General features: G+C 70.9%; 18 protein-coding genes and 2 pseudogenes. 9 read left to right on the top strand and 11 right to left on the bottom strand.

Translation table 11 applies throughout. The features are described from left to right. Positions 1 to 124: 124 nt before the first annotated feature. From OG700_RS01050 to OG700_RS01015, 8 genes and pseudogenes are all read right to left on the bottom strand, one after another. Entirely contained in the window at positions 125 to 316 is a 192-nt protein-coding gene (locus OG700_RS01050) for a hypothetical protein (protein ID WP_405607413.1), read from the bottom strand. A gap of 99 nt (positions 317 to 415) precedes the next feature. Next, a complete protein-coding gene (locus OG700_RS01045) occupies positions 416 to 1939 on the bottom strand; it encodes an aldehyde dehydrogenase family protein (RefSeq protein ID WP_405607410.1) in 1524 nt (507 codons plus the stop codon). Positions 1940 to 2045: 106 nt separating this feature from the next. After that, positions 2046 to 3617: a GMC family oxidoreductase gene (locus OG700_RS01040; RefSeq protein ID WP_405607407.1), complete on the bottom strand. Its 1572-nt coding sequence runs from the start codon at positions 3615 to 3617 to the stop codon at positions 2046 to 2048. Positions 3618 to 3705: 88 nt separating this feature from the next. Then, positions 3706 to 5322 (bottom strand): APC family permease, encoded by a 1617-nt coding sequence (locus tag OG700_RS01035; protein WP_405607404.1) that lies wholly within the window; start codon positions 5320 to 5322, stop codon positions 3706 to 3708. Next, positions 5319 to 6788, bottom strand: coding sequence for an aldehyde dehydrogenase family protein (locus OG700_RS01030; RefSeq protein ID WP_405607401.1), 1470 nt, complete (start codon positions 6786 to 6788; stop codon positions 5319 to 5321). The genes OG700_RS01035 and OG700_RS01030 overlap by 4 nt, the downstream gene beginning before the upstream one ends. 188 nt (positions 6789 to 6976) lie before the next feature. Next, positions 6977 to 8246, bottom strand: a pseudogene (locus OG700_RS01025) (GAF domain-containing protein). A gap of 349 nt (positions 8247 to 8595) precedes the next feature. Continuing rightward, positions 8596 to 9960 (bottom strand): SWF or SNF family helicase, encoded by a 1365-nt coding sequence (locus OG700_RS01020; RefSeq protein ID WP_405607398.1) that lies wholly within the window; start codon positions 9958 to 9960, stop codon positions 8596 to 8598. Beyond that, positions 9957 to 13082, bottom strand: coding sequence for a DEAD/DEAH box helicase (locus OG700_RS01015; protein ID WP_405607395.1), 3126 nt, complete (start codon positions 13080 to 13082; stop codon positions 9957 to 9959). Before OG700_RS01015 ends, OG700_RS01020 begins: the two co-directional genes overlap by 4 nt. A 212-nt stretch (positions 13083 to 13294) precedes the next feature. On the opposite strand from OG700_RS01015, the gene OG700_RS01010 reads away from it, so the two are divergent. Both OG700_RS01010 and OG700_RS01005 read left to right on the top strand, forming a co-directional pair. Continuing rightward, positions 13295 to 14371 carry a fatty acid desaturase family protein gene (locus OG700_RS01010; RefSeq protein ID WP_405607392.1) on the top strand — a complete coding sequence of 359 codons (1077 nt, stop codon included), beginning with the start codon at positions 13295 to 13297 and terminating at the stop codon, positions 14369 to 14371. A 124-nt stretch (positions 14372 to 14495) separates the two neighbouring features. Beyond that, positions 14496 to 14678, top strand: a complete 183-nt coding sequence (locus tag OG700_RS01005; RefSeq protein WP_031228443.1) for a hypothetical protein — start codon at positions 14496 to 14498, stop codon at positions 14676 to 14678. Between the two features lie 100 nt (positions 14679 to 14778). On the opposite strand, the gene OG700_RS01000 is transcribed toward OG700_RS01005, so the two are convergent. The 3 genes from OG700_RS01000 to OG700_RS00990 all read right to left on the bottom strand — a co-directional run bounded on the left by OG700_RS01000 (position 14779) and on the right by OG700_RS00990 (position 16789). Continuing rightward, the gene (locus tag OG700_RS01000) at positions 14779 to 15675 is read right to left on the bottom strand and encodes a hypothetical protein (RefSeq protein ID WP_405607389.1); all 897 of its coding nucleotides are present in this window, start codon (positions 15673 to 15675) and stop codon (positions 14779 to 14781) included. A gap of 99 nt (positions 15676 to 15774) precedes the next feature. Beyond that, positions 15775 to 16080, bottom strand: a complete 306-nt coding sequence (locus OG700_RS00995; RefSeq protein WP_405607386.1) for a hypothetical protein — start codon at positions 16078 to 16080, stop codon at positions 15775 to 15777. Between the two features lie 109 nt (positions 16081 to 16189). Continuing rightward, positions 16190 to 16789 carry a class I SAM-dependent methyltransferase gene (locus tag OG700_RS00990; RefSeq protein ID WP_405607383.1) on the bottom strand — a complete coding sequence of 200 codons (600 nt, stop codon included), beginning with the start codon at positions 16787 to 16789 and terminating at the stop codon, positions 16190 to 16192. 165 nt (positions 16790 to 16954) lie between these two features. Between OG700_RS00990 and OG700_RS00985 the strand changes: the two genes are divergently transcribed. The 7 genes and pseudogenes from OG700_RS00985 (at position 16955) to OG700_RS00955 (ending at position 25715) form a co-directional block, all read left to right on the top strand. Then, positions 16955 to 18364, top strand: a complete 1410-nt coding sequence (locus tag OG700_RS00985; protein ID WP_405607380.1) for an NADP-dependent succinic semialdehyde dehydrogenase — start codon at positions 16955 to 16957, stop codon at positions 18362 to 18364. A 141-nt stretch (positions 18365 to 18505) separates the two neighbouring features. Next, entirely contained in the window at positions 18506 to 18697 is a 192-nt protein-coding gene (locus OG700_RS00980; protein WP_405607377.1) for a hypothetical protein, read from the top strand. Positions 18698 to 18956: 259 nt separating this feature from the next. Continuing rightward, positions 18957 to 19776, top strand: a pseudogene (locus OG700_RS00975) (IS5 family transposase). Beyond that, the gene (locus tag OG700_RS00970; protein ID WP_405607374.1) at positions 19773 to 20498 is read left to right on the top strand and encodes an ABC transporter ATP-binding protein; all 726 of its coding nucleotides are present in this window, start codon (positions 19773 to 19775) and stop codon (positions 20496 to 20498) included. The pseudogene OG700_RS00975 and the gene OG700_RS00970 overlap by 4 nt, the downstream one beginning before the upstream one ends. Continuing rightward, complete coding sequence (locus OG700_RS00965) at positions 20498 to 23107, top strand: hypothetical protein (protein WP_405607371.1); 2610 nt, start codon at positions 20498 to 20500, stop codon at positions 23105 to 23107. Before OG700_RS00970 ends, OG700_RS00965 begins: the two co-directional genes overlap by 1 nt. A 1005-nt stretch (positions 23108 to 24112) precedes the next feature. Further along, entirely contained in the window at positions 24113 to 24526 is a 414-nt protein-coding gene (locus OG700_RS00960) for a roadblock/LC7 domain-containing protein (RefSeq protein ID WP_405607368.1), read from the top strand. Positions 24527 to 24623: 97 nt separating this feature from the next. After that, on the top strand, positions 24624 to 25715 hold the full coding sequence (locus OG700_RS00955; RefSeq protein ID WP_405607365.1) for a DUF6397 family protein: 1092 nt from the start codon (positions 24624 to 24626) through the stop codon (positions 25713 to 25715). Positions 25716 to 25747: the final 32 nt, after the last annotated feature.

The following is a 25747-nucleotide window of genomic DNA, read 5'->3' as shown; positions in this document are numbered from 1 at the left end:
TGCTGGTTCTCCAGGCTTCAGCCTCAGGGCTTCTTGGCCGGCTCACATCGCCACTTGCGGTGTGCCGTCAGCAGGCACGCGCGCTGGTCGTGCTTGGCATCGCGCGGCACCACGCGCAGGGTGATCAGGTCGCGGACGTCGCGGCCCAGCCGTCGTGGTGCCCGTATTTCGCGCGGATGTCCTCGTCGGGATCCCCACGGAAGAACCCATGGAAATGCAGGTGTTTCGACTTCTGTTGGAGCCCCGGATTCGTGTTGACGCAAGCCGCGCCGTGCTCGTCCTTGATCTGCCACGCGACCTGCCGGACCACCGCCATGACGTGGGAGTAAGGGGGCTTTTCGACGCACGGCTCAGATGTGTGAGATCCAGGGCACCTGACCGGCATCCGCCCTGGTCAGGTGCCCCTTCTCGGCGCCTAGAAGAAGCCGAGCTTCTTCGGTGAGTACGACACGAGGAGATTCTTCGTCTGCTGGTAGTGGTCCAGCATCATGCGGTGGTTCTCGCGGCCGATGCCCGACTGCTTGTAGCCGCCGAAGGCGGCGTGCGCCGGGTAGGCGTGGTAGCAGTTCGTCCATACCCGGCCCGCCTGGATCGCGCGGCCCGCGCGGTACGCGGTGTTCATGTCGCGGGTCCAGACTCCCGCGCCGAGGCCGTACAGCGTGTCGTTCGCCGTCTTGATCGCGTCGTCGAAGTCGCTGAAGGACGTCACCGCGAGCACCGGGCCGAAGATCTCCTCCTGGAAGACCCGCATCCGGTTGTCGCCCTCGAAGATCGTGGGCTGGACGTAGTAACCCCCGGCCAGCTCGCCCTCGTACTCGATCCGCTGACCACCCGTCAGGATCTTCGCGCCCTCCTGCCGGCCGATGTCCAGATACGAAAGGATCTTCTGGAGCTGGTCGTTGGACGCCTGGGCGCCGATCATCGTGTCCGTGTCCAGCGGGTGACCCGGCACGATCGCCTCCGTACGGGCGATGCCCGCCTCCAGGAAGTCGCTGTAGTGCCCGCGCTGGATCAGCGCGCGTGACGGACACGTGCACACCTCGCCCTGGTTGAGGGCGAACATCGTGAAGCCCTCAAGTGCCTTGTCGCGGAAGTCGTCGTCCGAGGACGAGACGTCGTCGAAGAAGATGTTCGGGCTCTTGCCGCCCAGTTCCAGCGTGACGGGCTTGATGTTCTCGGAGGCGTACTGCATGATCAGCCGCCCCGTGGTGGTCTCGCCCGTGAACGCGACCTTCGCCACCCGCGCGCTGGAGGCGAGCGGTTTGCCGGCCTCGACGCCGAACCCGTTGACGATGTTGACGACACCCGGCGGCAGCAGATCGGCGACCAGGCTCATCCAGTAGTGGATCGACGCCGGGGTCTGTTCGGCCGGCTTGATGACGACCGCGTTGCCCGCCGCCAGCGCGGGCGCCAGCTTCCAAGTCGCCATCAGGATGGGGAAGTTCCACGGGATGATCTGCGCGACCACGCCGAGCGGTTCGTGGAAGTGGTACGCGACGGTGTCGTCGTCGAGCTCGCTCAGCGAGCCCTCCTGGGCCCGCAGCGCGCCCGCGAAGTAGCGGAAGTGGTCGATGGCGAGCGGGATGTCGGCGGCGAGTGTCTCGCGTACCGGCTTGCCGTTCTCCCAGCTCTCGGCGACGGCCAGCTCCTCCAGCCGCGCCTCCATGCGGTCGGCGATCTTGTTGAGGACGTCCGCCCGTGTCGCGGCCGACGTCCTGCCCCAGGCCGGAGCGGCGCCGTGGGCCGCGTCCAGCGCGCGTTCCACGTCGGCGGCGGTGCCTCGGGCGATCTCGGTGAAGGGGCGGCCGTTGACCGGGCTCGGGTTCTCGAAGTACTTGCCTTGGGCCGGCGGGACGTACTCGCCGCCGATCCAGTGGTCGTAACGGGACTCGTACGAGACGATCGCGCCGTCGGTGCCCGGCGCTGCGTATCGGGTCATCTCTGTGGCCTCCCGGTGCGGGTGCCGCCCGCCTTCGGACGGCGCTCACCGCGAGGCTAGGAGCGCGGACGTTGCGACCAGGTTGCGCGCCGGCGCCGGCCCAGGTTCAGCTCGCCCGGATCATGTCCGCGCACTTCTCGCCGATCATCATCGTCGTGATGCACGGATTGACGGCGGGCAGGAACGGCATCACGGACGCGTCCGCCACCCGCAGCCCCGTCACGCCCTTCACCCGCAACCACGGGTCGAGCGGCGAGTCGGCGTCGTCCACCGGCCCCATCCGCACCGTGCCCGCCGGGTGGTAGACGGTGTTGTGCGTCTCACGGATGTACTCCAGCAGCTCCTCGTCGGACCGCGCGTCCGGCCCCGGCGCCAGCTCCCGCCCACGCCACTGCTCCATCGGCTCCCGCGCGGCGATCTCCCGGGCGAGCCGCAGCCCGTACGTCATCACCCGGATGTCGTGCTCGTGGGTGAAGTAGCGCGGATCGACCTTCGGCTTGTCCCTGAAGTCGCGCGAACGCAGCCGGACCGTGCCGAGCGACCGGGCGCGGGTGACGTTCGGCGTCAGACAGAAGGCGTTGTCGGTGGTCGGGTAGCCGCGCCGGTAGGTGTTCAGGTCGAAGGGCACCGAGCCGTAGTGGAACATCAGGTCCGGCCGGTCCAGACCCGGTTCGGTGCCGGCGAAGATCCCGATCTCCCACCACTGTGTGGACCGGGTGACCATGGGTTGCTTCGCCTCCCACATGATCACGCCCTCCGGGTGGTCCTGCAGGTGGGAGCCGACGCCGGGGGAGTCGACCCGTACGTCGACACCGCTCTCCCGCAGATGGCCGGCCGGGCCGACGCCGGACAGCATGAGCAGCTTCGGCGAGTCGATCGACCCGCAGCTGACCACGACCTCGCGGCGCGCGGAGACGGTGCCGCTGTGCACGGTGTCCGGCTCCAGATACTCAACTCCCGTACAGCGAAGCCGATCGGCGGTGTCGTCGAACAGCAGCCGCTTCGCCTGGAGCCCGGTGCGCACCTCAAGATTGCGCCGCTTGCCGAGAATCGGATGCAGATACGACACCGAGGCGGACGAACGGGTGCCGTCCGGAAGGGAGTTGATCTGGAACCAGTGCGCTCCCCGCAGTACCGTCCGCCCGGTGTTGAACGGTGTGGTGGGGATCCCGGCCGCCGCGCACGCCTCCAACAGGGCGCTCCCGCAAGGGTCGTTCGGTGGGATCGTCATGATGTTCACCGGCCCCGAGCGGCCGTGGTGGTCGCCGGGCGCGTCGTTGGTCTCCAGTCGCCGGTAGAGCGGGAAGCAGTCGGCCGCGCTCCAGCCGGTGCAGCCGAGGGCGCCCCACTCGTCCAGATCCTCCGCCGGCGCCCAGAAGGCGATGCACGAGTTGTGCGAGGAGCAGCCGCCGAGAACCTTGGCACGGGCGTGCCGCATGAAGTCGTTGCCGTTCTCCTGCGGTTCGACCGGGTAGTCCCAGTCGTAACCGGACTCCAGCAGCGCCATCCACCGGTCGAGCTTGAGGATGTTCTCGTCGCCCACGTCCGAGGGGCCGGCTTCCAGTACGCAGACGGTGACGTCGGGGTCCTCGGTCAGGCGCGCGGCCACGACCGCGCCGGCGGTACCGCCGCCGACGACGACGTAGTCGAACTCGGCCGCGGGGCGTGCTGTGGACATCGCTTCTCCAGGTGCAGGGGGTGCGGGGGTGTGCGGGTGTGCGGGCGGTGCGGGCGGTGCGGGCGGTGCGGGCGGTGTACGGCGGTGGCTACTCGGCGGAGGTGTGGGGCGGTGGCTGAGCGGGTGACGTCGGATCGGCCACCTGAACCTGGTGTTCGGCGAGCACCCCCGTCTTGTGCCGCTGGACGAACCAGTAGTAGGCGAAGCCGCCGAACGCGACGATGCCGATGAACAGGAACGCGCCCCAGCGCAGATACCAGTGCTGCGGGCCGGTCGCGTTGTACACCTCGGCGCGCGGCCAGGCGAGGTTGAGCGACATCGCGGCGCCCCAGAGCACGGCGAGGATGTTGACGGGCAGCCCGAACCGGCCCAGCGTGAAGCTGCCCTGCGCCGGATGCCACTGACCGCGCAGCCGCTTGATCAGCATGGGCGCGGTGACCAGCAGATACGCCAGATAGATCATGATGATCGCGATGCTCGTGATCACTGAGAAGATCTGCGGCTGGTTGATGTTGATGACCAGGATGACGACCCCCACGACACCGATCAGCACGGCGGGCACGACCGGGGTGTGGAAACGCGGACTGACCCGGGCGAGCACCGAGCCCGCGGGCAGGTTGTTGTCCCGTGCCATCGCGAACATCAGCCGGATGCCCGCCGCCTGAACCGCCAGCACGCAGACGGTGATCGCGATGACCACGCACCACAGGAACACCTCGCCGATGGTCGACCCCAGCGTGTCCAGCAGGACGAACTGCAAGCCGTCCGTTCGCAGCCGTTTGTCGGCCAGGTCCGGCACCGCCAGCAGCGCGAACAGCAGGATCAGTCCGCCGATCAGGAAGGACGCGACGAGCGCGCGCAGGATCGCGCGTGGCGCGTTGCGGCGCGGGTTGTGCGACTCCTCGCCGAGCGACGACGCCGTGTCGAAGCCGTACATGACGTACGCGGAGGCCAGCGACGCGGTGAGGAACGCGCCGAAGTACCCGAGCGTCTGGCCGGTGCCATGGCCCTGGGTGTCGGTCAGTACGGTGCTGGGGCCGCGGGTGATGTGGGCCGCCAGGAAGATGATCAGCGCGACGGCGGCGATCAGCTCGATGAAGACACCGGCGGAGTTGATCCGCGCCATGAGCTTGACGCCGAAGGCGTTGACGGTGGTCGAGAAGAGGATGAGCACCGAGCCGAGGAGTACGGCGTTGGCCGCGGCGTCGTACTTGCCGCCGCCGTCACCGATGAACTGGAACCGGCTGTCGATCTGCGGCAGCGTGATCTGGTACGCCAGCGCCACGGCCGACAGCGTCACCATGGTGGCCGTCATCATCATCCAGCCGCCGAGCCAGCCGATGTGCGGACCGCCCATGTTCTTGGCCCAGTTGTAGATGGAGCCGGCGACCGGGTAGCGGGCGGCGAGCTCGCAGAAGCACAGGGCGACCATCAGCTGGCCGACGAAGACCATCGGCCAGGACCACCAGTAGGCCGGGCCGCCGAAGCTGACGCCGAAGTAGAAGAGCTGGAAGGTGCCGGTGAGGATCGAGATGTAGCTGATCCCGGCGGCGAAGGTGTGGAAGTTGCCGAGGGTCCGCTTGAGTTCGGGCCGGTAGCCGAGTGCGCCGAGCGCGTCGTCGTCGTCCTGGAGCTGGGTCCGCGAGAGTTCACCCGGTGGGTCGGACGGCGTATCCGGCGTGCCTGACCTACCTGGCTCGCTCACTCGAACCACCCCTGAGGACTCGGCGAGAGATTGCGCCACACGTGCTTGGCCTCCTGGTACTCACCCAGCCCGGCCGGCCCCAGCTCCCGCCCGAAGCCGGACTGCTTCATCCCGCCCCACTCGGCCTGCGGCACATACGGATGGAAGTCGTTGATCCACACGGTGCCCGCCCGCATCCGCGACGCCACCCGCTGCCCGCGCCCGGTGTCCTGCGACCAGACCGCCCCCGTCAGGCCGTACACGGTGTCGTTGGCGAGCGCGACCGCCTCGTCCTCGTCCCTGAACCGCTCGACGGTCAGAACGGGGCCGAACGATTCGTCACGCACCACCGACATCCCGGGGGAGCAGTCGTCCAGCACGGTCGGCGGGTAGAAGAAGCCGTTGCGCAGCTCGGGGTCGGTGGGGCGGTTGCCGCCGCAGCGCAGTACGGCGCCTTCGGCGAGACCCGCCGCCACATACGCCTCGACCTTGTCGCGGTGCGCCGCCGAGATCAGCGGCCCGGTGCGGGCGTGCTCGTCGAACGGGCCGCCCATCGGGATCGCCTTGGCCCGGCGTACCAGCTCGTCCACGAACGAGTCGTGCAGCTCGTCCTGGACCAGCAGCCGCGCGCCGGCCGAGCAGACCTGCCCGGAGTGCAGGAACACCGCCGTCAGCGCGTAGTCGACGGCGCTCTCGAAGTCGGCGTCCGCGAAGACGATGTTGGGATTCTTGCCGCCCAGCTCCAGGGCGACCTTCTTCACGGTCGGTGCGGCCGCCGCCATGACGCGGCGCCCCGTGACGAGACCGCCGGTGAAGGACACCATGTCGACGCGCGGATCCTCGCTGAGCGGCGCGCCCGCCGTGGGACCGGCGCCGAGGACGAGATTCGCCACGCCGTCGGGCAGCCCGGCCTCGGTCAGCAGCCGCATCAGCATGATCGCGGTGTGCGGGGTCAGTTCACTCGGCTTCAGTACGAAGGTGTTGCCGGCGCCGAGCGCGGGGGCCACCTTCCAGGCGGTCTGGAGCAGCGGATAGTTCCACGGGGTGATCAGCGCGCAGACGCCGACCGGTTCGTGCACGACGCGGCTGTCCACTCCGGGGTCGCCGGTGTGGACGACGCGGTCGGTGCCGCCCGAGGCGGTCAGATTGCCGAAGTAGCGGAAGCAGTTCGCGATGTCGTCCATGTCGTACTCGCTCTCGACGAGCCGCTTCCCCGTGTCCAGGGACTCGGCCCGCGCGAACGCGGCCTTGTCGCGCTCCAGCAGTTCGGCGACGCGCAGCAGCAGCCGGCCGCGTTCGGCGGCCGGCGTGCCGGGCCAGGGGCCGCGGTCGAACGCGGCACGGGCCGCCTCGATCGCGGCGGCGGCGTCCTTGGGACCCGCCTCGTCCACGCTCGCGACGAGTGTGCCGTCCGCCGGGCAGCGGATCTCGCGGACCTGACCGCCCGCGGCGGTCGTCCACTTGCCACCGATGAACAGCTCCGGCATGGCGGACTCCTCGGTTTCGGGTGAGTGGGCACCGCGCGAGTCGGCTGTGGTGCTCCATCAACAGAGAGTAGGGAGCCGGGGCCGGGTCCGCCTTCCGGGAGGGCTCAGCGGGGGTCCGTCCGGTGTCTGGTTTGTCCTTGAGCGGCGGCCGGGCTCATCCGTCGGCCGGACCCGTTCGCCGGACCGCCTCATTGGCTGGACCGACTCACTCCCTGCCAGGCGTCCAGCTCGTGCACGCGGGCGAGAGCGGAGGGACGCTGCCGCGTGGGCAGCGCGTCGGCCAGGGTGCGCCACACCGCGAGGTCGTCCTCCCCCCCAGGGGCTGTACGCCCAGTCGGCCAGCAGCCCCGGATCCCCGCGGGCGATCAGGGCCGCCCTGAGCTGATCGGCGAGTCTGCGCCGCAGCCGTACGACAGCGGGGGACAGGGAGGCGGGCAGCAGCGGGCCCGCGTACGCGCTCATGGCACCGGTGACCGCTCCGGAGGCCAGCCTCCGGGTGACGGTGCCGAAGTCCGTGTCGACGGCGGCCGTCAGCCGGTACGGGCGCGAACGCAGCAGATCGGGGCCGAGCAGCCCGCGCAGCCGGAACAGTTCCGCGCGCAGGGTGACGGGCGTGACGGACTCGTCCTCGTACAGCTCCAGCAGCAGTTCGTCGCCGCAGATGCCCTCCGGGCGGTTCGCGAGGACCGTCAGGATCTCGCTGTGGCGGCGGCTGAGCCGCGTCTTGCGGCCGTCCACGACGAGCAGCGCCTCGTCCCGTCCCAGAGCCGACAGCTGTACGGATCCGGGGGCCGGCGGTGGGGCCAGCAGAGCGAGCTGCGACTCGGCGGCCCTGGCGACGGCGCCCACGAACGCCAGGCTGTGCGGATGGGCCAGCCGGTCACCGCCGGTGATGTCCACGGCGCCGAGCAGCCGCCCGGTGCGCGGATCGTGGATGGGAGCGGCGGCGCAGGTCCAGGGGTGCACGGGCCGCAGGAAGTGCTCGGAGGCGAAAACCTGGACGGGCCGGTCGACGGCGATGGCCGTGCCCGGAGCGTTCGTTCCCGCCACGGCCTCGGCCCAGCGGGCGCCCGGCACGAAGTTCATCCCGCAGGCCTGTGCGCGGGTCGCGGCGTGCCCTTCGACCCACAGGAGCCGTCCGTGGGCGTCGCACACCGCGATCAGATGTTCGCCGTCCGACGCGTAAGCCCCCATCAGTTCGCGGCAGAGCGGCATCACGTGTGCCAGCGGGTGCGCGTCCCGGTAGGCGCCGAGATCGTCGTCGGACAGCTCGACGCTGGCCGTCCCTTCGGGACGGACGTGCGCGCGGGCCGAACGCTGCCACGAATCGGCCACCACGGGGCGTACGGGACGGTCCACCCGGCCGGCGGTCGCGAACGACTCGTACGCGCGGCGCAGCGCTCCGCGCCGCTCCGCCGGATCCGCTCCTTCTGCCAGGGCCACCCATGCGTCCGTCAACTCGGCCTCCCGGGGCCACTACTGCACCGGCCTCCTCCATGTTCGCCCCACGTACGCCACCGGGCAAGGCTCCCGCCCGGCTGCTCTCAGCCCGCGGGTGCGCGAGGCGCGGACCCATTTGCAGCCTCGCCGGCGTTTGAGGCGCGGGGTCCGGGGCGGAGCCCCGAAAAGCAGCCCGCCCGGCGTTTGAGGGCGCGGCCGAAGGCCGTACGGGGTCTGGGGCGCGCCCCGGTTGTGGGAAGGGGCGGGTGGGGGAACAGGCCCGCGCAGCACCTTGCCCCCACCTTTTCAAGAGCCACCACGGTCACCCACGCGGCCCCACGCTCCGGGCGGCCCGTCACCTCCGCCGTCAGCCCTCCGCCCCAACACCCGCCAGCGCCGACGCCGGATCGGCGGCCGGCGCCCCGGCCGGCGCCCAGCCGGCCCGCACCTTGCGATACGGCCACCAGCGGCCGTCACGGCCGTAGCGCAGCTGTGCGTCCGCTCCCACGACCGTCCACCGGCCGCCCGCACCCGCGCGCAGTCGCGGGCGTTCGCTGTCCTCCCAGGCCCCGGCCAGCTCCGCCGTCGCGCGTGCCAGCGCCTCGGGCTCCGGCTGCCACTCCTCCTCCAGTACGGCGAGAGCCGCCGCGCCGCCGTAGCGCCAGGCGTCGACCGCCAGGCCGAGTTCGGCTCGCCGGCGGCCCGTGCCCCCGGCGAGCCGCACCGCGATCAGCGGATCGCCCGACGAGGCCGCCAGCCGGACGGCGTCCTGACCGGGTGTCAACTCGGCTTCGAGCGGCTGTCGTTCGTGCCCGGAGGACAGCGCGTCGATCAGCAGCCGCAGCGCGCGCCTCGCCGCGTCGGCCGCCAGGAACTCCAGGGCGTCCGCGTCGATCCCCGGTGGTGGCTCCGCCTCCGTGTCGAGCGACGGCGGCAGGCCGGGCTCCTCCGGGACCGGTGGGGGAGGGGGCAGCGGCGGGAGGATGTCCCGCGCCGCGAACGCCTCGTCCGCGCGTATGCCCGCCGGCTCATCGGCAGACCCTCCGTCCGCGCCCGTGCCCTCACGCGTGCCCTCGGCCGGGTTCTGGCGCGTCCGCGCGGCGCGCGCCGAGCGCACGTGCAACTCGTCGAGGAGTTGCCGCTCGCCGCGACCCCGCATCAGTAGGAGGACGAAGGGATCCTCGTCCAACAGCCGCGCCACCTGGTAGCACAGCGCCGCCGTGTGCGGACACAGGTCCCAGGCGTCGCAGGCACACTCGGGCTCCAGATCGCCGATGCCCGGCAGCAGTTCGACCCCGGCGCCCGCCGCGTCCTCCACCAGATGCGGCGGCATGTCCCGGTCCAGCAGCGCGGCGATGTGCCCCGCCCGCTCGACCGCCATGTCCAGGAACCGGTCCCACTCCTCCGTACTGAGCTGCTGCAACAGCACGTCGCCGCGCTGTGCGGTGCCGTCGCTGTCCCGTACGACGGCCGTGATCCTCCCGGGCCGCACGGACACCGCGCCGACCGCGCCGTCGCGGGCCTGCTTGCGCCCCTTCTTGAGCTGTTGCGCGTCGAGCGCCGTGTCCTCAAGGGCCTTCAGCCACGCCTGTCCCCACCAGGTCCGCGCGAAGCTACGTCCCGGCGCAGGCGGGAGGGCGGCGAAGGTGCGCTCGTCCCCGTCCGTACCGTTGCCACCGCTTTCCCTGCCGCCGCTCTCCCTGCCACCGCCACCGCTGTCGACTCCGGTCATCGCGCACTCCCTCGCAGCTCGACCAGATCGGCCAGCTCGTCGTCGGTCAGTTCCGTCAGGGCAGCTTCGCCCCCGGCGCCGAGGACGGAGTCCGCCAGCCGCTGCTTGCGCGCCAGCATGTCGGCGATCCGGTCCTCGATCGTGCCCTCGGTGATCATCCGGTGGACCTGCACCGGCCGGTTCTGGCCGATGCGGTACGCGCGGTCCGTCGCCTGCGCCTCGACGGCCGGGTTCCACCAGCGGTCGAAGTGCACGACATGCTCGGCGCGGGTCAGATTGAGGCCCGTGCCCGCCGCCTTCAACGACAGCAGGAAGACGGGGACTTCGCCCTCCTGGAACCGCCGCACCATGACGTCGCGCTGCCGCACCGGTGTGCCGCCGTGCAGGAACTGCGTCGGGACACCGCGTGCGGCCAGATGCTGTTCGAGGAGCCGCGCCATCTGTACGTACTGCGTGAAGACGAGCACGCTCGCCCCCTCGGAGAGGATCGTGTCGAGCAGTTCGTCCAGCAGCTCCACCTTCCCCGAACGCCCCGCGACCCGAGGCGATTCGGCCTCCTTCAGGAACTGCGCCGGGTGGTTGCAGATCTGCTTGAGCGACGTCAGCAGCTTCATGACGAGACTGCGGCGCTCCATGCCGTCGGCCTGCGAGATGGCCGCGAGGGTTTCGCGCACCACGGCCTCGTAGAGGCCCGCCTGCTCGGTGGTGAGCGACACCGCCCGGTCGGTCTCCGTCTTCGGCGGCAGCTCGGGCGCGATGCCGGGATCCGATTTGCGGCGGCGCAGCAGGAACGGTCGTACGAGTGCGGACAGCCGCTCCGCCGCACCCGGGTCACCGCCCTCGACCGCCTGCGCGTAGCGCGTACGGAAGGTGGCGAGCCGGCCGAGCAGGCCCGGCGTCGTCCAGTCGAGGATCGCCCACAGCTCGGAGAGGTTGTTCTCCACCGGAGTGCCGGACAGGGCGACGCGCGCCTTGGCGCCGATGGTGCGCAGTTGGCCGGCGGTCGACGAGTACGGATTCTTCACGTGCTGCGCCTCGTCGGCGACGACCATGCCCCACTCGGCGCCGGCCAGTCTTGGTGCGTCCAGGCGCATCGTGCCGTACGTCGTGAGGACGAACTCGCCGTCCGCGAGGGCGTCCAGGCCGCGCGACGCGCCGTGGAAGCGGCGCACGGGAGTGCCGGGTGCGAACCGCTCGATCTCGCGCTGCCAGTTGCCCATCAGCGAGGTCGGGCAGACCACCAGGGTGGGGCCCGCCGCCGATTCGTCGGTCTGGCGGTGCAGATGGAGGGCGATGACCGTGATGGTCTTGCCGAGCCCCATGTCGTCGGCGAGACAGCCGCCGAGGCCGAGCGAGGTCATCCGGTGCAGCCAGTTGAGGCCCCGCAGCTGGTAGTCGCGCAGCGTCGCCGTGAGCGCCGCCGGCTGGCCGATCTCCTGGTCGGCCCTCTCCGTGCCCCCCGTGCCCCCCGTGCCCCCCGTGCCCTCCGGGTCGGCGAGGCGGTCGCGCAGCGCCGCGAGCCAGCCCGACGCCTGCACCTCGACCCGGCGGCCGTCCACCTCGGTGGATCCCGTGAGTACGGCTCCGAGCGCGTCGACCGGGGTGAGCTTGCGGTCCTGGCTCGCCCGGGCGCGCCTGGCCTCTTCGGGGTCGATGAGGACCCACTGGTCGCGCAGCCGTACGACGGGTCGGGTCGCCTCGGCGAGCCGGTCCAGTTCGGCGCGGGTCAGTTCCTGGCCGCCCAGCGCGAAGCGCCAGTTGAAGGCGAGCAGCGCGTCGGCGGACAGGAAGGACGGCAGGTCCGAACCACCCCTGTCCGAGGGCCCGCTCCCGCGCGTGTCGTCCTCGTCGTCGCGGGCTCCGCCCGGCGTGTCGTCGTGCCGGGTGTCGGGCGGGCCGATGACGGCGCGCGCCGTCAGTTTGCGCGCCAGCGCCTTCGGCCAGTGCACCTGGACACCGGTGGCGGCGAGCGCGCGGGAGGCTTCCCCGAGCAGTTCGGTGACCTCCTCGTCGGCGAGCTCGATGGCGTCGGGCACCGTGGCGGACAGGAGCGGTGTCAGCGGCGGCCAGGCGCGTGCGGCGCGCCTCAGGGCCAGCAGGGTGTCCATCCGGGCACGGGGGCCGAACGCCTCGCCCGAGGCGTCCGCGGCACCCGTACCGGCCCACACCGCGGCGGCGTCGGCGACGACCGTCGGATCGCTGACGCTGTGCATCTGCAGGACGGCGCGGAACGCGGCGGCGGATCCGAACGCGCCACTGTCGGGGGAGCCGCCGCCCGTGGTCTCGGCTTCCGCGGGCTCGCCTTCCGCCACGGCGGCCAGGCCGGGCAGTTCGATCCGGAGCGACAGCCGTACGCCCGCGTCGTGCCCGGCCGCCACGTCGGCGGCCCAGCCGCGCAGTTCGGGCAGCAGGCGCGGCTCCGGCGCGGCGAAGGCGGGTGATCCCGCCGCGATCGGCGCGGCGGGTGTGCGTACGAGACCGTCGGCGACCGCGTCGAGGAACTGCCGCAGCAGCCGTTCCGGTTCGGCGAGCAGGAGCGGGCCCGTCGTCTGGGCGTCGAGCGGTACGGCGTGTGCGGCGGGCGGCATCGAGGCGGCGAGCGCGCGGACGCGCTCCAGGTCGTCGGCGGCGACGGGCCCGGCCCGCCAGGCGTCATGGCCGGCCGTCGAGAGTCCGGGCAACAGCCTGCCGCGAGCGGCGAGTTGCAGGGCGAGCAGCGCGGCCGCGCCCCAGAACGCCGCCGCGGGCGAGGCGTGCGCCGACGCCCTCGCGCGGGTCAGCACGGGCAGCGCGTCCCGTACGGGCAGCAGCAGGGCCGGGACGGTACGCAGCCGCACGTCGTCGCCGACGAGGGTCAGGTCATCGACGGCACCCACGGAGTCCGTCGGGGCGGCGCCGTCCGGCTGCCAGAAGGCGATCAGACCGGCACGGGCCGGGTCTGCGGGCAGGAAGAGCGCGTGGCAGCGCGCGAGTTCGGCGATCTGGGTGGGCGTAGCCGCAGGGGGCCTGTGTACGGCGATGACACGTTCCTCAAGTTTGACTAGTGAAGGTGGGGCGGCCGAGGGTACCTCGCCCGGGACGCCCGTGGGCGGCGCCGGACGGTGACAAGAATCATGGGCCATGGAGGGGGTGGAGGCAGCACCACCTACGCGGTCGGGAATAACCCCCGGCACCTCGGGGTGTTGGCCGCATGGCCCTGAAGGGCCAACTCCGCGTACGTTTCATCCGGTCGGCGTGATCAAGCTCCAACAGCGCCACTCGAACGGCCTCACCGACCTGCCATTTCCCACCTAAACGATCTACACGATCGTCGGCCTACAGACCGGAGACCGACATGCCCCAGGCCCCCGCAGCAGTCGCGGAGACCACCAACCCCGGCCCCGCCGCCCGCACGGGCGGCAGCGACTTCGCGCCCCTTCTGCGGACGGTCAGGGAGCAGGGCCTCCTCGAACGGCGGACCGCCTGGTACGCCCGCGGTATCGCCGTCAATCTGCTCGGGCTGGCGGCGGTCGTGACCGGCATGGTGCTGATCGGAGCGTCCTGGTGGGCGCTGCTCCTGGCGCCGCCGCTGGCGCTCCTGTCGGCCCGGATGTCGTTCGTCGCGCACGACGCGGGACACGCCCAGATAAGCGCCACCCGCGGCCGGAACCGTCTCATCCAGCTCTTCCACGCCAATCTTCTGCTCGGAATGAGCCAGGACTGGTGGAACGACAAACACAACCGGCACCACGCCAACCCCAACCACCTGGAGAAGGACCCGGACGTCGGCGCCGACATCCTCGTCTTCGCGCAGCACCAGACAGAGGGCCGCAAGGGACTGCGCCGCTGGCTCACCCGCAACCAGGCCGCGATGTTCTTCCCGCTGACGACCCTGGAGGGCATCGCCCTCAAGGTCTACGGATTCCAGTGCGTCTTCTCCGGCAAGAGCAGCCGCCAGACCCCGCGTGAGCGCTTTCTCGAAGGCTCACTGCTCGTCGTCCACGTCGTCGCCTACCTCGCCCTGCTCTTCACGACCCTCAGCGTCGGCCAGGCCGTCGTCTTCCTGCTGATCCACCAGATGATGTACGGCCTCCACCTGGGCATGGCGTTCGCGCCGAACCACAAGGGCATGAAGATCCCCAGCGAGGAGGAGTTCGCGAGCTGGGGACATCTGCGCCGGCAGACCCTCACCTCCCGCAACATACGGGGCGGCTTCTTCACCGACTGGTTCCTCGGCGGCCTGAACTACCAGATCGAACACCACCTCTTCCCGAGCATGCCGCGTCCCCACCTGAAGCTCGCCCAGCCGCTGGTCCGCGCGCACTGCCGCGAGATGGACGTCGCCTACGCGGAGACGGGCCTGGTCGACTCGTACCGGCAGGCACTCGGACATCTGCACGAGGTCGGCGCGCCGCTGCGCGCGGCGGCCTGACCCGCACGACGGAACGCCGCTGACCGCAGCGCCGCGCACGCGGGCGCGGCATAGTGGAACTGGAGGACGCTCGCGGGCGTTCAATCAGCAGTGAGCGGCCTCGGCCGCGAAGGAGGCGTCGAAAATGTCGACTAGGGCAAAGATCGCTGTCGGGGGAGTGGCCGTCGGTCTTCTCCTGATTCCATTCATCGGATTCTGGATGTCGCTGCTGGTGGTGCTCGGCGTGCCCGCGGTGGCCTATCTGATGCTCGACCCGTCGCAGCGCCGTCGGCTCAAGCGCATCACCCGCAAGGAGATCGGCCGCTGACCACGCGCTGACCTGCGGAAAGGCCCCCGTACGGGTCCGGAACCACGACATGGCTCCGGACCCGTACGGGGGCTCGCGCGTGCGCGCACCGTCGCGTCGGTCAGGACGGGCGGACGGCGATCTTGTCGAGCGCTTCGAGGAGTCTGGGCAGCTCGGGCCCGCGGCCCACCGGCAGCACTTCGTTCGGCTCGTCGTCCAGCAGGATGTAGGCGATGTCGTCCGTCCTGGCGACGAGGGACCAGCCGGGGCCGTCGGCCCGCAGCATCCGCGCGCCGCCGGGCGCGAAGCCGGAGCGGACCCGGCCCGGCGCGGGCGGTGACTCCAGGTAGCCGTGCAGCTCCTTCAGTACGCGACGCACCCCGTCGTGGAGGACTTCCGGACCTCCGGAGCCCTTCTCCCTGTCCGCGGCGGCCTTGTCGTCGGCGCCGCCGTCCATGTCCGCGTGCGCGTCCGGGGCTGACTCCGTGCCCGCGTCCGCCCGCCGCTGCTCGTCCTCGGAGTCGAACTGTTCGCGCCACGCCTCCCACTGAAGCGCGATCTCGTCCGCGCCGAGGCGCCGCTGGGCCGGCCCCCAGGCCGTCGTGTCGGGCGGTGTGAGCGTCGGTCTCGATGCGTCGTCGTCCGCGCCCGGCTCCGGATCGGGATCGTGCGGCGCGGGGACCCCCGGTGCCGCGACCGCGAGGGCCAGCGGCCAGCCGGGAATCGCCGCGACCACCGTACGTTCGCCGGGGGACAGGTCGTACTCCATGCCGCAGTCCCAGGCGGCGATGGCGACGGCGACCAGCGACACATCGTCGACAGCCACCGTCCAGCGCGCGCCCGTGCCGTCCTGGCCGAGCACCAGCCCGTATCCGCGGTCGTACGGCTCCAGTTCGAGAGCCGCGCACGCCTCGGGGAAATCGTCGCCGAGCACGCTGGGGAACTGCGCCGGTGTCAGCAGTACGGCCGACAGCACGAACAGGGCGTCCTCGTCGGCGGATTCGTCCGTACCTGTCACGGCACCTCCCCATCCGATCGGTTGTCGGCGCACCTTAGCCAGTCGGCCGCCCGGCCGTCGAGAGGTCGGCAGCCGCCCACACGGCTCCGTACCCCGCCGTCAGGCGGCGGGCAGCCCGAGGAGGCTGCGAGCCACCGTCTGGGGCGACTCGTCCCGCTCGCGCGCCAGTGCGATCACGGCCCGGCACGCCAGCTCGCTGACCCCGAAGGACAGCGCTTCGGGGGAGACCCAGCCGGACGCCTCGTCCATCCGGTCCTGGTCGTCGTCGGCGGTCGCCGACACATAGGTGGCCGCCGCCTCGAACAGGTTGTGCTGCCGTGACCAGCTCCGGGGCGACGCGGCCGGCTCGGTGACCGGTGGGGCGTTCCGGTTCGATACGAACAACCGGCGCAGCTTGTCGAACATGGTCCGTCCACCTTCCGCACATCCCTCGGCCCCCGCCTCCTACGGACGTTCGATACCCGCTGACGCGACGGCGCACTCGGCACACGCCGGCCCCCGGTGATTCGGTGACTCAGCCCTCACGGACGGCGAGCGCGAGGAAACGGTCGTCCTCGTCCACGTACGAGTCCAGCCGCCAGCCCGCCCCCGCCAGCAGCGGACGCAACATCCCCTCGGCGCGGAGATCGTCCGGTGTGATCCGCCGGCCCTGCCGGGCGGCCAGCGCGGCCCGTCCGATGGGGTGGAAGAGCGCCAGCCGCCCACCGGGCCGTACCACCCTGGCCAGCTCCCGCAGATTCGTGGCGGGCTCCGGCAGATGCGCGATCAGTCCGGCGGCGAAGACCGCGTCGAGGCAGCGCGGGCGCAACGGCAGCCGCGCCACATCGGCGAGCACCAGGGCGCCGGCCGCGTCGCGACCGCTCCGCACGGCCGCCGCGAGCATCTCGGGGGTCAGATCGGCACCCAGCACCGTGCCCCGGGGCCCCACGGCGTCCCGGAGGGCGGTCAGCGCGCGCCCGGTGCCGCAGCCCGCGTCCAGGACGCTGTCGCCGGGGCGCAGCCCCATCCCCGCCGCCGCGGCCGCATAGGCCGGGCCGTCGTCGGGGAAGCGCGCGTCCCAGTCCGCTGCCCGGACGCCGAAGAATTCCTGCACATGCGTGTGGTCGTGGGCCATGGGGACATGATCCCCCGCCCCGTTCCGTACGCGCCGGCCCGTGGCATACGCACGCCACACGCACGCCATGCCGGGGTCACCCGCGGCCTCGGCGCCCGCGTTGCGGGTCCGCCCGTACCACGCGAGTGTCGGAGAGCCGAGTCAGAGCCTCAGGAGGACTGCCCCATGCCCATCGCCACGGTCGATCCCGCCACCGGCGAGACCCTGCAGACGTTCGACGCCCTGGGGTCCGACGAGATCGAGCTGCGACTGGCCGTGGCCGCCGCGGCCTTCGACCGGTACCGCACCACGGACTTCGACCACCGGGCCACCTTGTTGAATCGCGCCGCCGACCTCCTTGAGGAGGACCGCGACGAGATCGCCCGCACCATGACCACCGAGATGGGCAAGCCGATCGGCGCCGCACGCGCGGAGGCGGCGAAGTGTGCCAAGTCGATGCGCTGGTACGCGCGGCACGCGCGGGAACTGCTTGCCGACGAGCACCCGTCGGCCGCCGACGTCCAGGACTCGGGCGCCGCACGCGCCTATGTCCGCTACCGCCCGCTGGGCGTCGTGCTGGCGGTCATGCCGTGGAACTTTCCGCTCTGGCAGGTCGTACGGTTCGCGGCCCCCGCCCTCATGGCGGGCAACGTCGGGCTGCTCAAGCACGCGTCGAACGTCCCGCGGACCGCCCTGTATCTGGGCGACCTCTTCAGGAGGGCGGGCTTCCCCGAGGGCTGCTTCCAGACGCTGCTCGTGGGGTCCGGTGCGATCGAGGGCATCCTGCGCGACCCCCGGCTGGCCGCGGCGACCCTCACCGGCAGCGAGCCGGCCGGGCGCTCCGTCGCGGCGATCGCCGGTGACGAGGTGAAGCGGACCGTACTCGAACTCGGCGGCAGCGACCCCTACATCGTGATGCCGTCCGCGGACATCGACCGCGCCGCGCGGACCGCGGTGACCGCCCGTGTGCAGAACAACGGCCAGTCCTGCATCGCGGCCAAACGCTTTATCGTGCACGCGGACGTCTACGACGCGTTCGGTGAACGCTTCGTCGCCGGGATGCGGAAGTTGACCGTCGGCGATCCGATGGACGAGTCCACCGATGTCGGCCCGCTCGCCAGTGAACAGGGCCGCGCGGATCTGGAGGAGTTGGTCGACGACGCGGTCAACCGTGGCGCCACGGCCCGCTGCGGCGGGCGCCGCCCCGAAGGGCTGGACCGAGGCTGGTACTACGAACCCACCGTCCTTACGGATGTCTCCCCCGACATGCGCATCCACCACGAGGAGGCGTTCGGCCCGGTCGCCACCGTGTACCGCGTGGCAGATCTCGACGAGGCGGTGAGCGTCGCCAATGACACTCCGTTCGGTCTCAGCTCCAACGTGTGGACGCGGGACGAGGAGGAAGTGCGGCGCTTCGTGCGGGACCTCCAGGCCGGCGGCGTCTTCTTCAACGGCATGACCGCGTCCCACCCCGCGCTCCCCTTCGGCGGCGTCAAACGCTCCGGCTACGGACGGGAGTTGTCGGACCACGGGATCCGCGAATTCTGCAACATCACGACCGTCTGGCACGGCGCCGAACCGGACGGCAACGGCTGAGCGGGCGGGCCGTGCCCCCTCTTTGAGCGGGCGGGCCGTGCCCCCTTGAGGCGCGCCCGGCATCCGTCCGCCTAACGCCCCCTGTTTGCCAAGGGTGTTCAGGGGCACACACCGGTCGTGCTTCGGACAGGAGGCACGTCCGTGGAGCGGCGTACCGCTCCGGGCGCGCCCGGCGGCCGGCTGTGTGCTTCCCCGGTGACGACGGCCACTTCGAGCGAGGAGCTGAAGAGCATCATGACCCCTCGGGTCATGGCCTACCGGGTGAGGCACGAGGACTTCCCTGACAGCTCAGAGGACTTCGAGCGGGCCGTGAAACGCATGCGGCAGGTCTGATCACTGCTCAACCACCCTCCCTCGCAGAAGCGGCAGCAGAGGCGGGGACCGATGGGAAGTGCCTCAGAAAAAAGCTGTCGCTTGTCGAAGGGGCCACGGGAGTCCGTATCGTGCAGACCATCTCCCCTCTGGAACTTACATGTGCCGGGCGAATACCCTTGCGGCAGTCCCTTCCGGTAATCGACCGGTACGACCGCGCAAGCCCTGCCCAAGAGGGTGTCTCACGTGGTAGTTCGCTGATGCGGCATGATGCTGGACTGTGGGTGCTGATCTGTCGCGTCGGCTTGTGCCGGACGAACTGTGGGAGCTGACCGCTCCGTTGTCGCCGAAGTTCACGTCCCGTCCGCACGGCGGTGGTACTGCTCCGGTGGACGAGCGGGTGGTGTTCACGGCCATGGTGTACGTGCTGACGAGCGGGTGCGCGTGGCGGTATCCGCCGGACTCGTTCGGTGTCTCGCCGGCCACCGCGCACCGCCGGTTCACCGTGTGGACCGAGACCGGGCTGTGGTGTCGACCGCACCGGGCGGTGCTGGACGAACTCGGCGCCAGGGGTGAGCTGGACTGGTCGTCCGCGATCGTCGATGCCGCGTCGGCACGCGCGAAAGGGGGCTCGCTGACCGGGCCGAATCCGGTCGACAGCGGCAAGAAGGACAGCAAACCGCACGTGCTGTCCGAGGCCCACGGCATGCCGCCGGCCGTCGCGGTGTCCGGCGGCGCGAACGTACCCGACAGCCAGGCGTTCAAGCCGCTGATTCCCGGCATCCCCGCCGTTTGCTCCCGGCGCGGACCACGACGGAGGAAGCCGGTGAAGGTCCGCGCGGACAAGGCGTACTGCTCCGCGCCGCGGAGCCTCCGCTGGCTCCGCAGCCGGAACCTCGTCGCGCGGATCGCCCGTCCGGCATCGAGGCCGGCGAGAGCCTCGGCCCGCACCGCTGGAAGACCGAGCGGTCGACCGCCTGGCTCTTCGGCTACCGCCGCCTCACCGTCCGGTACGAACGAAAGGCAGCCACTTCCTCGCCTTCCTCGGCCTCGCCGCAGCCCTGACCTGCGACAAGAGACTCGCGAAACTCGCCACATGAGACATCCTCAAAACCGCTCAGAGAGCAGAAGGTCTGACGACATGACCGGAGCACCGCTGATCCAAACGCGCGACTTGTGTAAAGCCTACCGATCGGCAGTGGAAACGGTGTGGGCCGCGCGGGAGGTGAACTTCGCCGCCGGCGCGGGCGAGTTCGTCTGCGTGTATGGGGCGAGCGGCTCCGGGAAGTCGACCCTGCTGAACCTGCTGGCCGGCCTGGATGTCGCCGATACCGGTGACATCCAGGTCGCCGGTGTCGACGTCGGTGCGGCGGATGAGGCCCAGCGCGCTCGGCTGCGGTTGGATGCCGTCGGAGTGGTCTTCCAGCACCACCAGTTGGTGGAGGAGTTCACCGCCGCCGAGAACGTCGCGTTGCCGCTGGAGGCGCGCGGGGACACGTCCTCTGCTGCCCGCGCAGAGGCTGTCGCCCAATTGGCCCGCGTGGGCCTGGCCGGGCTGGAGGACCGACTTCCAGGTCAGCTGTCCGGCGGCCAGCGGCAACGGGTGGGTATTGCCCGCGCGCTGGCCGGTGACCGCGCCGTGCTACTGGCGGACGAGCCGACAGGAGCGCTGGATTCGGCCGCTACGAGGGAGATGTTCACACTGCTGCGGAAGTTGTGCGACGAGGGGGTGCTGGCAGTGGTCTGCTCCCATGATCCCCGCTGCCGGGAGTTCGCCGACTCGGTCTATGAGGTCGTCGACGGCCGCCTGGAACACCGCTGATGGCGCGACAGCCGAAGCAGGCCGACAAGGGCACATCGGTCCTGCCGCAACCACGGCTCGCGGCACGGCTGGCATGGCGGCTGGGCCGGCGCCAGGGCCAATGGATTGGTGCCTCTTCAACGGTGTTCGTGGCGGGTCTGTTCACGATGGCCATGTTCATCGCGATGTCGACGTTGTCGCTCTCAGGTGCTCAGGAGGCCGATCGCGACTTGGGCCGTTTCGACGCTCTCGCGAGCGCTGAGATGACGCTTCCCCCCGGCAGTAGGACGCCGGCCCCGACCATGGCCGGGGCGGCGCAGCAGGCCGGTGCGAACGAGTCCGCCGCCTTCCTCACCGCGCTCGACGTGCAGCTCGCCGTCACCCCGGCACGGAACGTGGCCCTGCTGGAGGGACAGTGGAAGCCCAACCCGTACCCAGATGTGTACGAGTTGACGGCTGGGCGCTGGCCGCAACAGCCGGGCGAGATCGTTGTGACCGACCCCGGGGACGTCAAAGCCGCGGCCGGCCAGACGCTCACCGTGCTCGGTGACGTTCGGCTGCGCGTGGTGGGCGTCGCGGACAACCACTACGCGAACACCTCGACTCTGCTCGCCGCGCCAGGCACGTGGAGCAGTCTGGACCCGAAAGTCGCTGAGGGCTACCCCTCCCTGGCCGCACAGCCGTACCTGCTGTGGACCGGGGGTCCAGAACAAGCCGTCATGGATGCGGTGGCAAAGACGCTCACGTCGTACAGCGATGGCTCCAGCTCACAGGAGGCCAAGGGCGGACCGGAACTTCTGCCTGGCCCGCCGACCCTGCGGGCACAGCTGGAGACCAAAGCAGCCGATTACTGGATCGAGAAGTCCCCCGCCGGATATGCCATCCCCGCCGTTCTGGTCCCCATGGGCGCCGTGCTGCTGATGTTCGGGCTCGTCGACCGACGCCTGCGGCGCACTACGGAGACCATGGTCTCCTTGGGGCTGCGACCCGCCACCACGGTAGCGGCCGTGAGCTTCGCCTGCGTGGCATGGTGCCTGGCGGCAGCTACCGTCGGTGCCGCCGCCGGAGTTGCCACCGGCTGGGCCCTACGACCTCTCCTGGCGTACCTGCAAGACCGGCCGGTGGGAGATGTCGAAGGAATGACAGACGCTGCTACGCAGCTCCTGGCTCTGGTCGCGGCAACCGGAGTGCTGACCGGCGCGGGGTTGCTCCTGGCCCGCCGGACCCGCAGTGAGCAGCCTCACCCCACCACCACGTCACCGGCACACCAGCCGCGGGCGAAGAATCTCCGCAAGAAGAGTGCCGCGACGGTTGTCCGCGGTGTCCGCGGTGTCCGCCGGCTGGCCGCGCTGGGCGTCTGGTGCGTCTGCGTGGTCTATACGGCGACACGCCTCGACTCCCCGTCCGAAGGCATGTTCCTGACCGCCCTGATCACGGCCGCGGTGGTGCTGACGTTGCCGGAGCTCTTCGGACTCGCGACCCATCTCCTCACGGAGCGTGACGCCCGCCGCAGGCTGGCCCGCCGTCAACTGCAGGCCGACCGACGGCGGGCACAGGCCGCCCTCGCCGTCCTTACCGTGATCATCGGCGCCAGCTTGGGCATGCTCGCCCTTCTCGACACCCTGATCCGCAGCAGCGAGAACACCGTGCAACCGGAGGTCCTGCCCGGCCAGGTACTACTGGCGCACCGGGCCGGCACCGCCTTCGCACCACCCGAGCGGATGCTCACCGTGCTCAAGGAGAGCAAAGTCCTCCAAGGCATACCCCAGGTGGAACTCCACCGCCTCTCGAAGGAGTCCGTGGACGAAACCGGCCCCGTCCCCAGCACAACTCGCCAAGGCAACGGCGGCGGCATCCTAGCCGTCGACTCACCCGACGACGTCCCCGTCCTGACCGGCCGCCCCCTTACCGCCGACCAGCGTGCGCTGCTCAACCGCGGCGGCCTCCTGGTCTGGGCGGACCGCGACAACGCCCCGCCCCCCGAAGGCCAGCCGACCCGACTTGTGGTGGCTGAGGACGACCGCGTCCTCAGTAAAACCCCTCCCCTGCCCTCCAAGCCACTTGAACTGGCACGCACGGGCTGGCGCGCCGGCACGGACGGGATCCTTCTCGTCGACACCGCCCGCCGCCTTGACCTCCCCATCGCCGTGCGGGGCCCGATCATGGTCGCCGACGCCGACGACGGCCGGGACGTGCGCGTGCGACAGATTCTCCAGGACCACGCGATCGACGCCCGCGCCGCCTACATCCATGTCGAGCCAGAACCACCGGTCCCGGACACAGCGCTCTACGTCTCCGCCGCGGCCCTGGCCCTGCTTGCGCTCACCACCGTCCTCACCGCGCTCCGCGGCCAGACCCGAGCACTGAAGACCTACATCGACAGCCTCATCGCGCTCGGCATCCCGCCATCCTGGGGCCGCCACATCATCCTCTGGCAGTACGCCCTGCTTCTGGGAACCGCCACTCTCCTCGGGCTCTTCATCGCCATCGTTCCGACCGTGGCTCTGGCCACCCGGGTCCCCGGCTTCCAGCTCAGCATTCCGTGGGGGCAGATGAGCCTGCTCCTCGCCACTCTCGCCCTGGCCTCCGCACTTGCCGCAACCCGATCGACGCTCGCTCTACGCCGGTAGGGGCAGCGTCGTCCATCATGGATCGTTCTCAGGGAGAGTGAAGCGACCACCGGCCCGGCGGACCCATGCGGTCACAGCAGCAGCCGGTGCCGCGCCGACGCGGGCCCGGGGCAGCTCGTCCCCCGCGGAACCGTCGTCCTGGTGCGGTGGCGCACCAGGACGATCCGCGCGAGCAGCCACTGCATAGCCACGCGATCGTGGGGGACAGGTCAGCCGTGATGCGGAGCCAGGGGGTGGCGGCACAGTGTCTGCTCGAACGCCAAGTTGGCCTGGGCCCGGATGACCATGGCGTTGTCGCAGAAGGCCAGGTACGGGGTGACGGCTCAGCCCGTGTCGTAGCGGAGCGGTCCGCCGAACAGCTCGCGTTCGCTGTCCGACACCAGGTTCTCGGCGGGCTTGGGACGCTTCAGTAATCTCATGCGGCGCCACCTCCGGCGTCAACTTGGCGCATCGGGAGCCTGATCGGGGACCTGGGGGCGATCGACGGTCTCTCGAACGCGCGGTGAACGTCCAAGGGCGGGGTGACGGGCTGCTTGATTCCTCCGGGGTGCGACGTCGACGGTCCGGCGTTGGATGAATGCCGCTGATCAAGCGGCCGTAACGGGGAGCATGGTGCGAATTCTCAAGGGGAGAGTCCGAGTTGACGGCTCGGATGGGCGGACGTCCGGGAAAGTGGCCGTAATCCTGTGTTCGCTTCACTCCCGCGTGGCAGGTGGCCCGAACGGGGGGTTGCGTTGCGGTGGTGAATTGACGGATGTGGTGGCTCGGCGCCAGAGGCCGCGTAGACGGAGCTGTCTGTCGCCGACAGCGGGTCAGCGCGTTGCGAAGGCATACGGCTGGGACTGGTGGAGATCGTTCCGGCTGACGGGAACGGCCGGTTCCGTGTGACGTCCCAGGGGCCTTGGACCGCTTGCCCGTGAGCAGCCGGTGCGCGAGGCTGACGAGCGACGGGGAGATACGGGGCACAGGGCGCGGTACCTGTCTGAACGGGGAGAGTGGTCACCAATGGCGCTGGAAGACGGACTTGACTGGCTTCTGGAAGATCTGACCGGTCGGGTCGAGCCCATACGTCACGCGCTCGTGCTGTCCAACGACGGGCTGGTGACCGGTGCGAGCTCCGGACTGGCGCGTGAGGACGCCGAGCATCTGGCGGCGGTCTCGTCCGGTCTGCACAGCCTCGCGCGGGGATCCGGTCGGCACTTCAACGCGGGCAAGGCGCGGCAGACCATGATCGAGTTCGATGACGCGCTGCTGTTCGTCACCGCCGCCGGGGACGGCAGTTGTCTGTGCGTGCTGAGTGACGCGGATGCCGACGCCGGTCAGATCGCCTACGAGATGACACTGATGGTGAACCGCGTCGGCGAGCATCTCGGTACCGCGGTGCGGCATTCGGGACACACGACGGTCACGGACGCCTGAGGGTCTCAGGGAAGTTATCCACAGGCCGAGCGGGATTTCTGACACGGAGATACGGTCGTCACCGAGAGTAGTAGTTCACTCACGGGGGAGACCGTCGATGTCCGTCATGGAAGTCTCGGGAACGCTAGCGGCCGGCCGGGCGGCCCAGGAACTACGCCTGAAGCGAGGTGAGTTCGAGCTGGCCACACAGATGGGGCATGTCCGCACCGTCGGTGGGTCCGTGAGCGGCCGCCGTAGGGTCGCGCGTGGGGAGGTCGAGCGGCTGCGCGGAGCGGCGGGCTTCCCCGACGCGCTGCGCGAGCGGGTGCGGACGGTGGGGACGGCCGAAGGGGCGGAGCTGATGGACATCAGCCCCGGCCGCTTCACCCGGCTCGCGCGTGCGGGGTATCTGGTGCCGGTGCGCTTCTATCTCAATCGCTATCGGGCGGTCGTCTGGCTCTATCTCGCCGAGGAGCTGCGGGCGTTCGCGAGCGGTGAACCGGGCCTGCTGGCGGGCCGGTTGCCGCGGCCGCGGGGGCGCTCGGAGCCACGGACACCGACCGGCCGCGCTGATTCCGGCTCCGGTTCCGGTCCCGACATGGGTGTGGCGACCGGTGCCGAGGCGGTCGGGGCAGCCGAGTCGAAGGTGGGGGCGGGGGAGGACTGCCGTCCGCGTAACTGGCGTGGCCGCCGTATCGGGCTTCTGCTGCACGAGAGCGACGACCGGTGGGAGCGTGCGGCGATCGTCGGTTCCGTACTGGACCCGGTCCAACTGGCCGAGCTGGTACCGGATCCGTACGAGCGTGCGTGTCTGAACCGGCTGCGGCCGGACCTGGCGCCGGGCAGTCCGGGATCGGAGGCGGGGCGCGAGGCCGTCCGGCGGTTGCTGACCGCCGACCATCCGGACGAGATCAACTGGCACCGGTCCAGCCTGGCCGCGCTGCTGGCCGACGCCCGGCGGGACCGACAGGCCCCACGCCCGAGCGGCACGGCTCACACGATGGTGCCGACGGCGGTGTCGGCACCCGAGCTGGTGCGCACACCGGGACCGGTGCGGGCGGCGTCGGCGGGGACACCTCAATCGGTACGGACATCTGAACCGGTCCCGCACGGTGGCGGGCGCGGGCATCCGCTGTTGACCCGGCTGAGGATCAGGAGAAGCCGTGGCCGGGAGGCCGCCGTGCCGCCCGGCGGCAGTGCCGGGCGATGAGGTCGCGCCCGGCCCGCCCGCCCGACCGGCCC

It is taken from the genome of Streptomyces sp. NBC_01508, from assembly GCF_045040315.1.
Taxonomy (GTDB): domain Bacteria; phylum Actinomycetota; class Actinomycetes; order Streptomycetales; family Streptomycetaceae; genus Streptomyces.
Note: the sequence above shows the minus strand (reverse complement) of the source record. Positions and strands in the feature narration are given on the sequence as shown.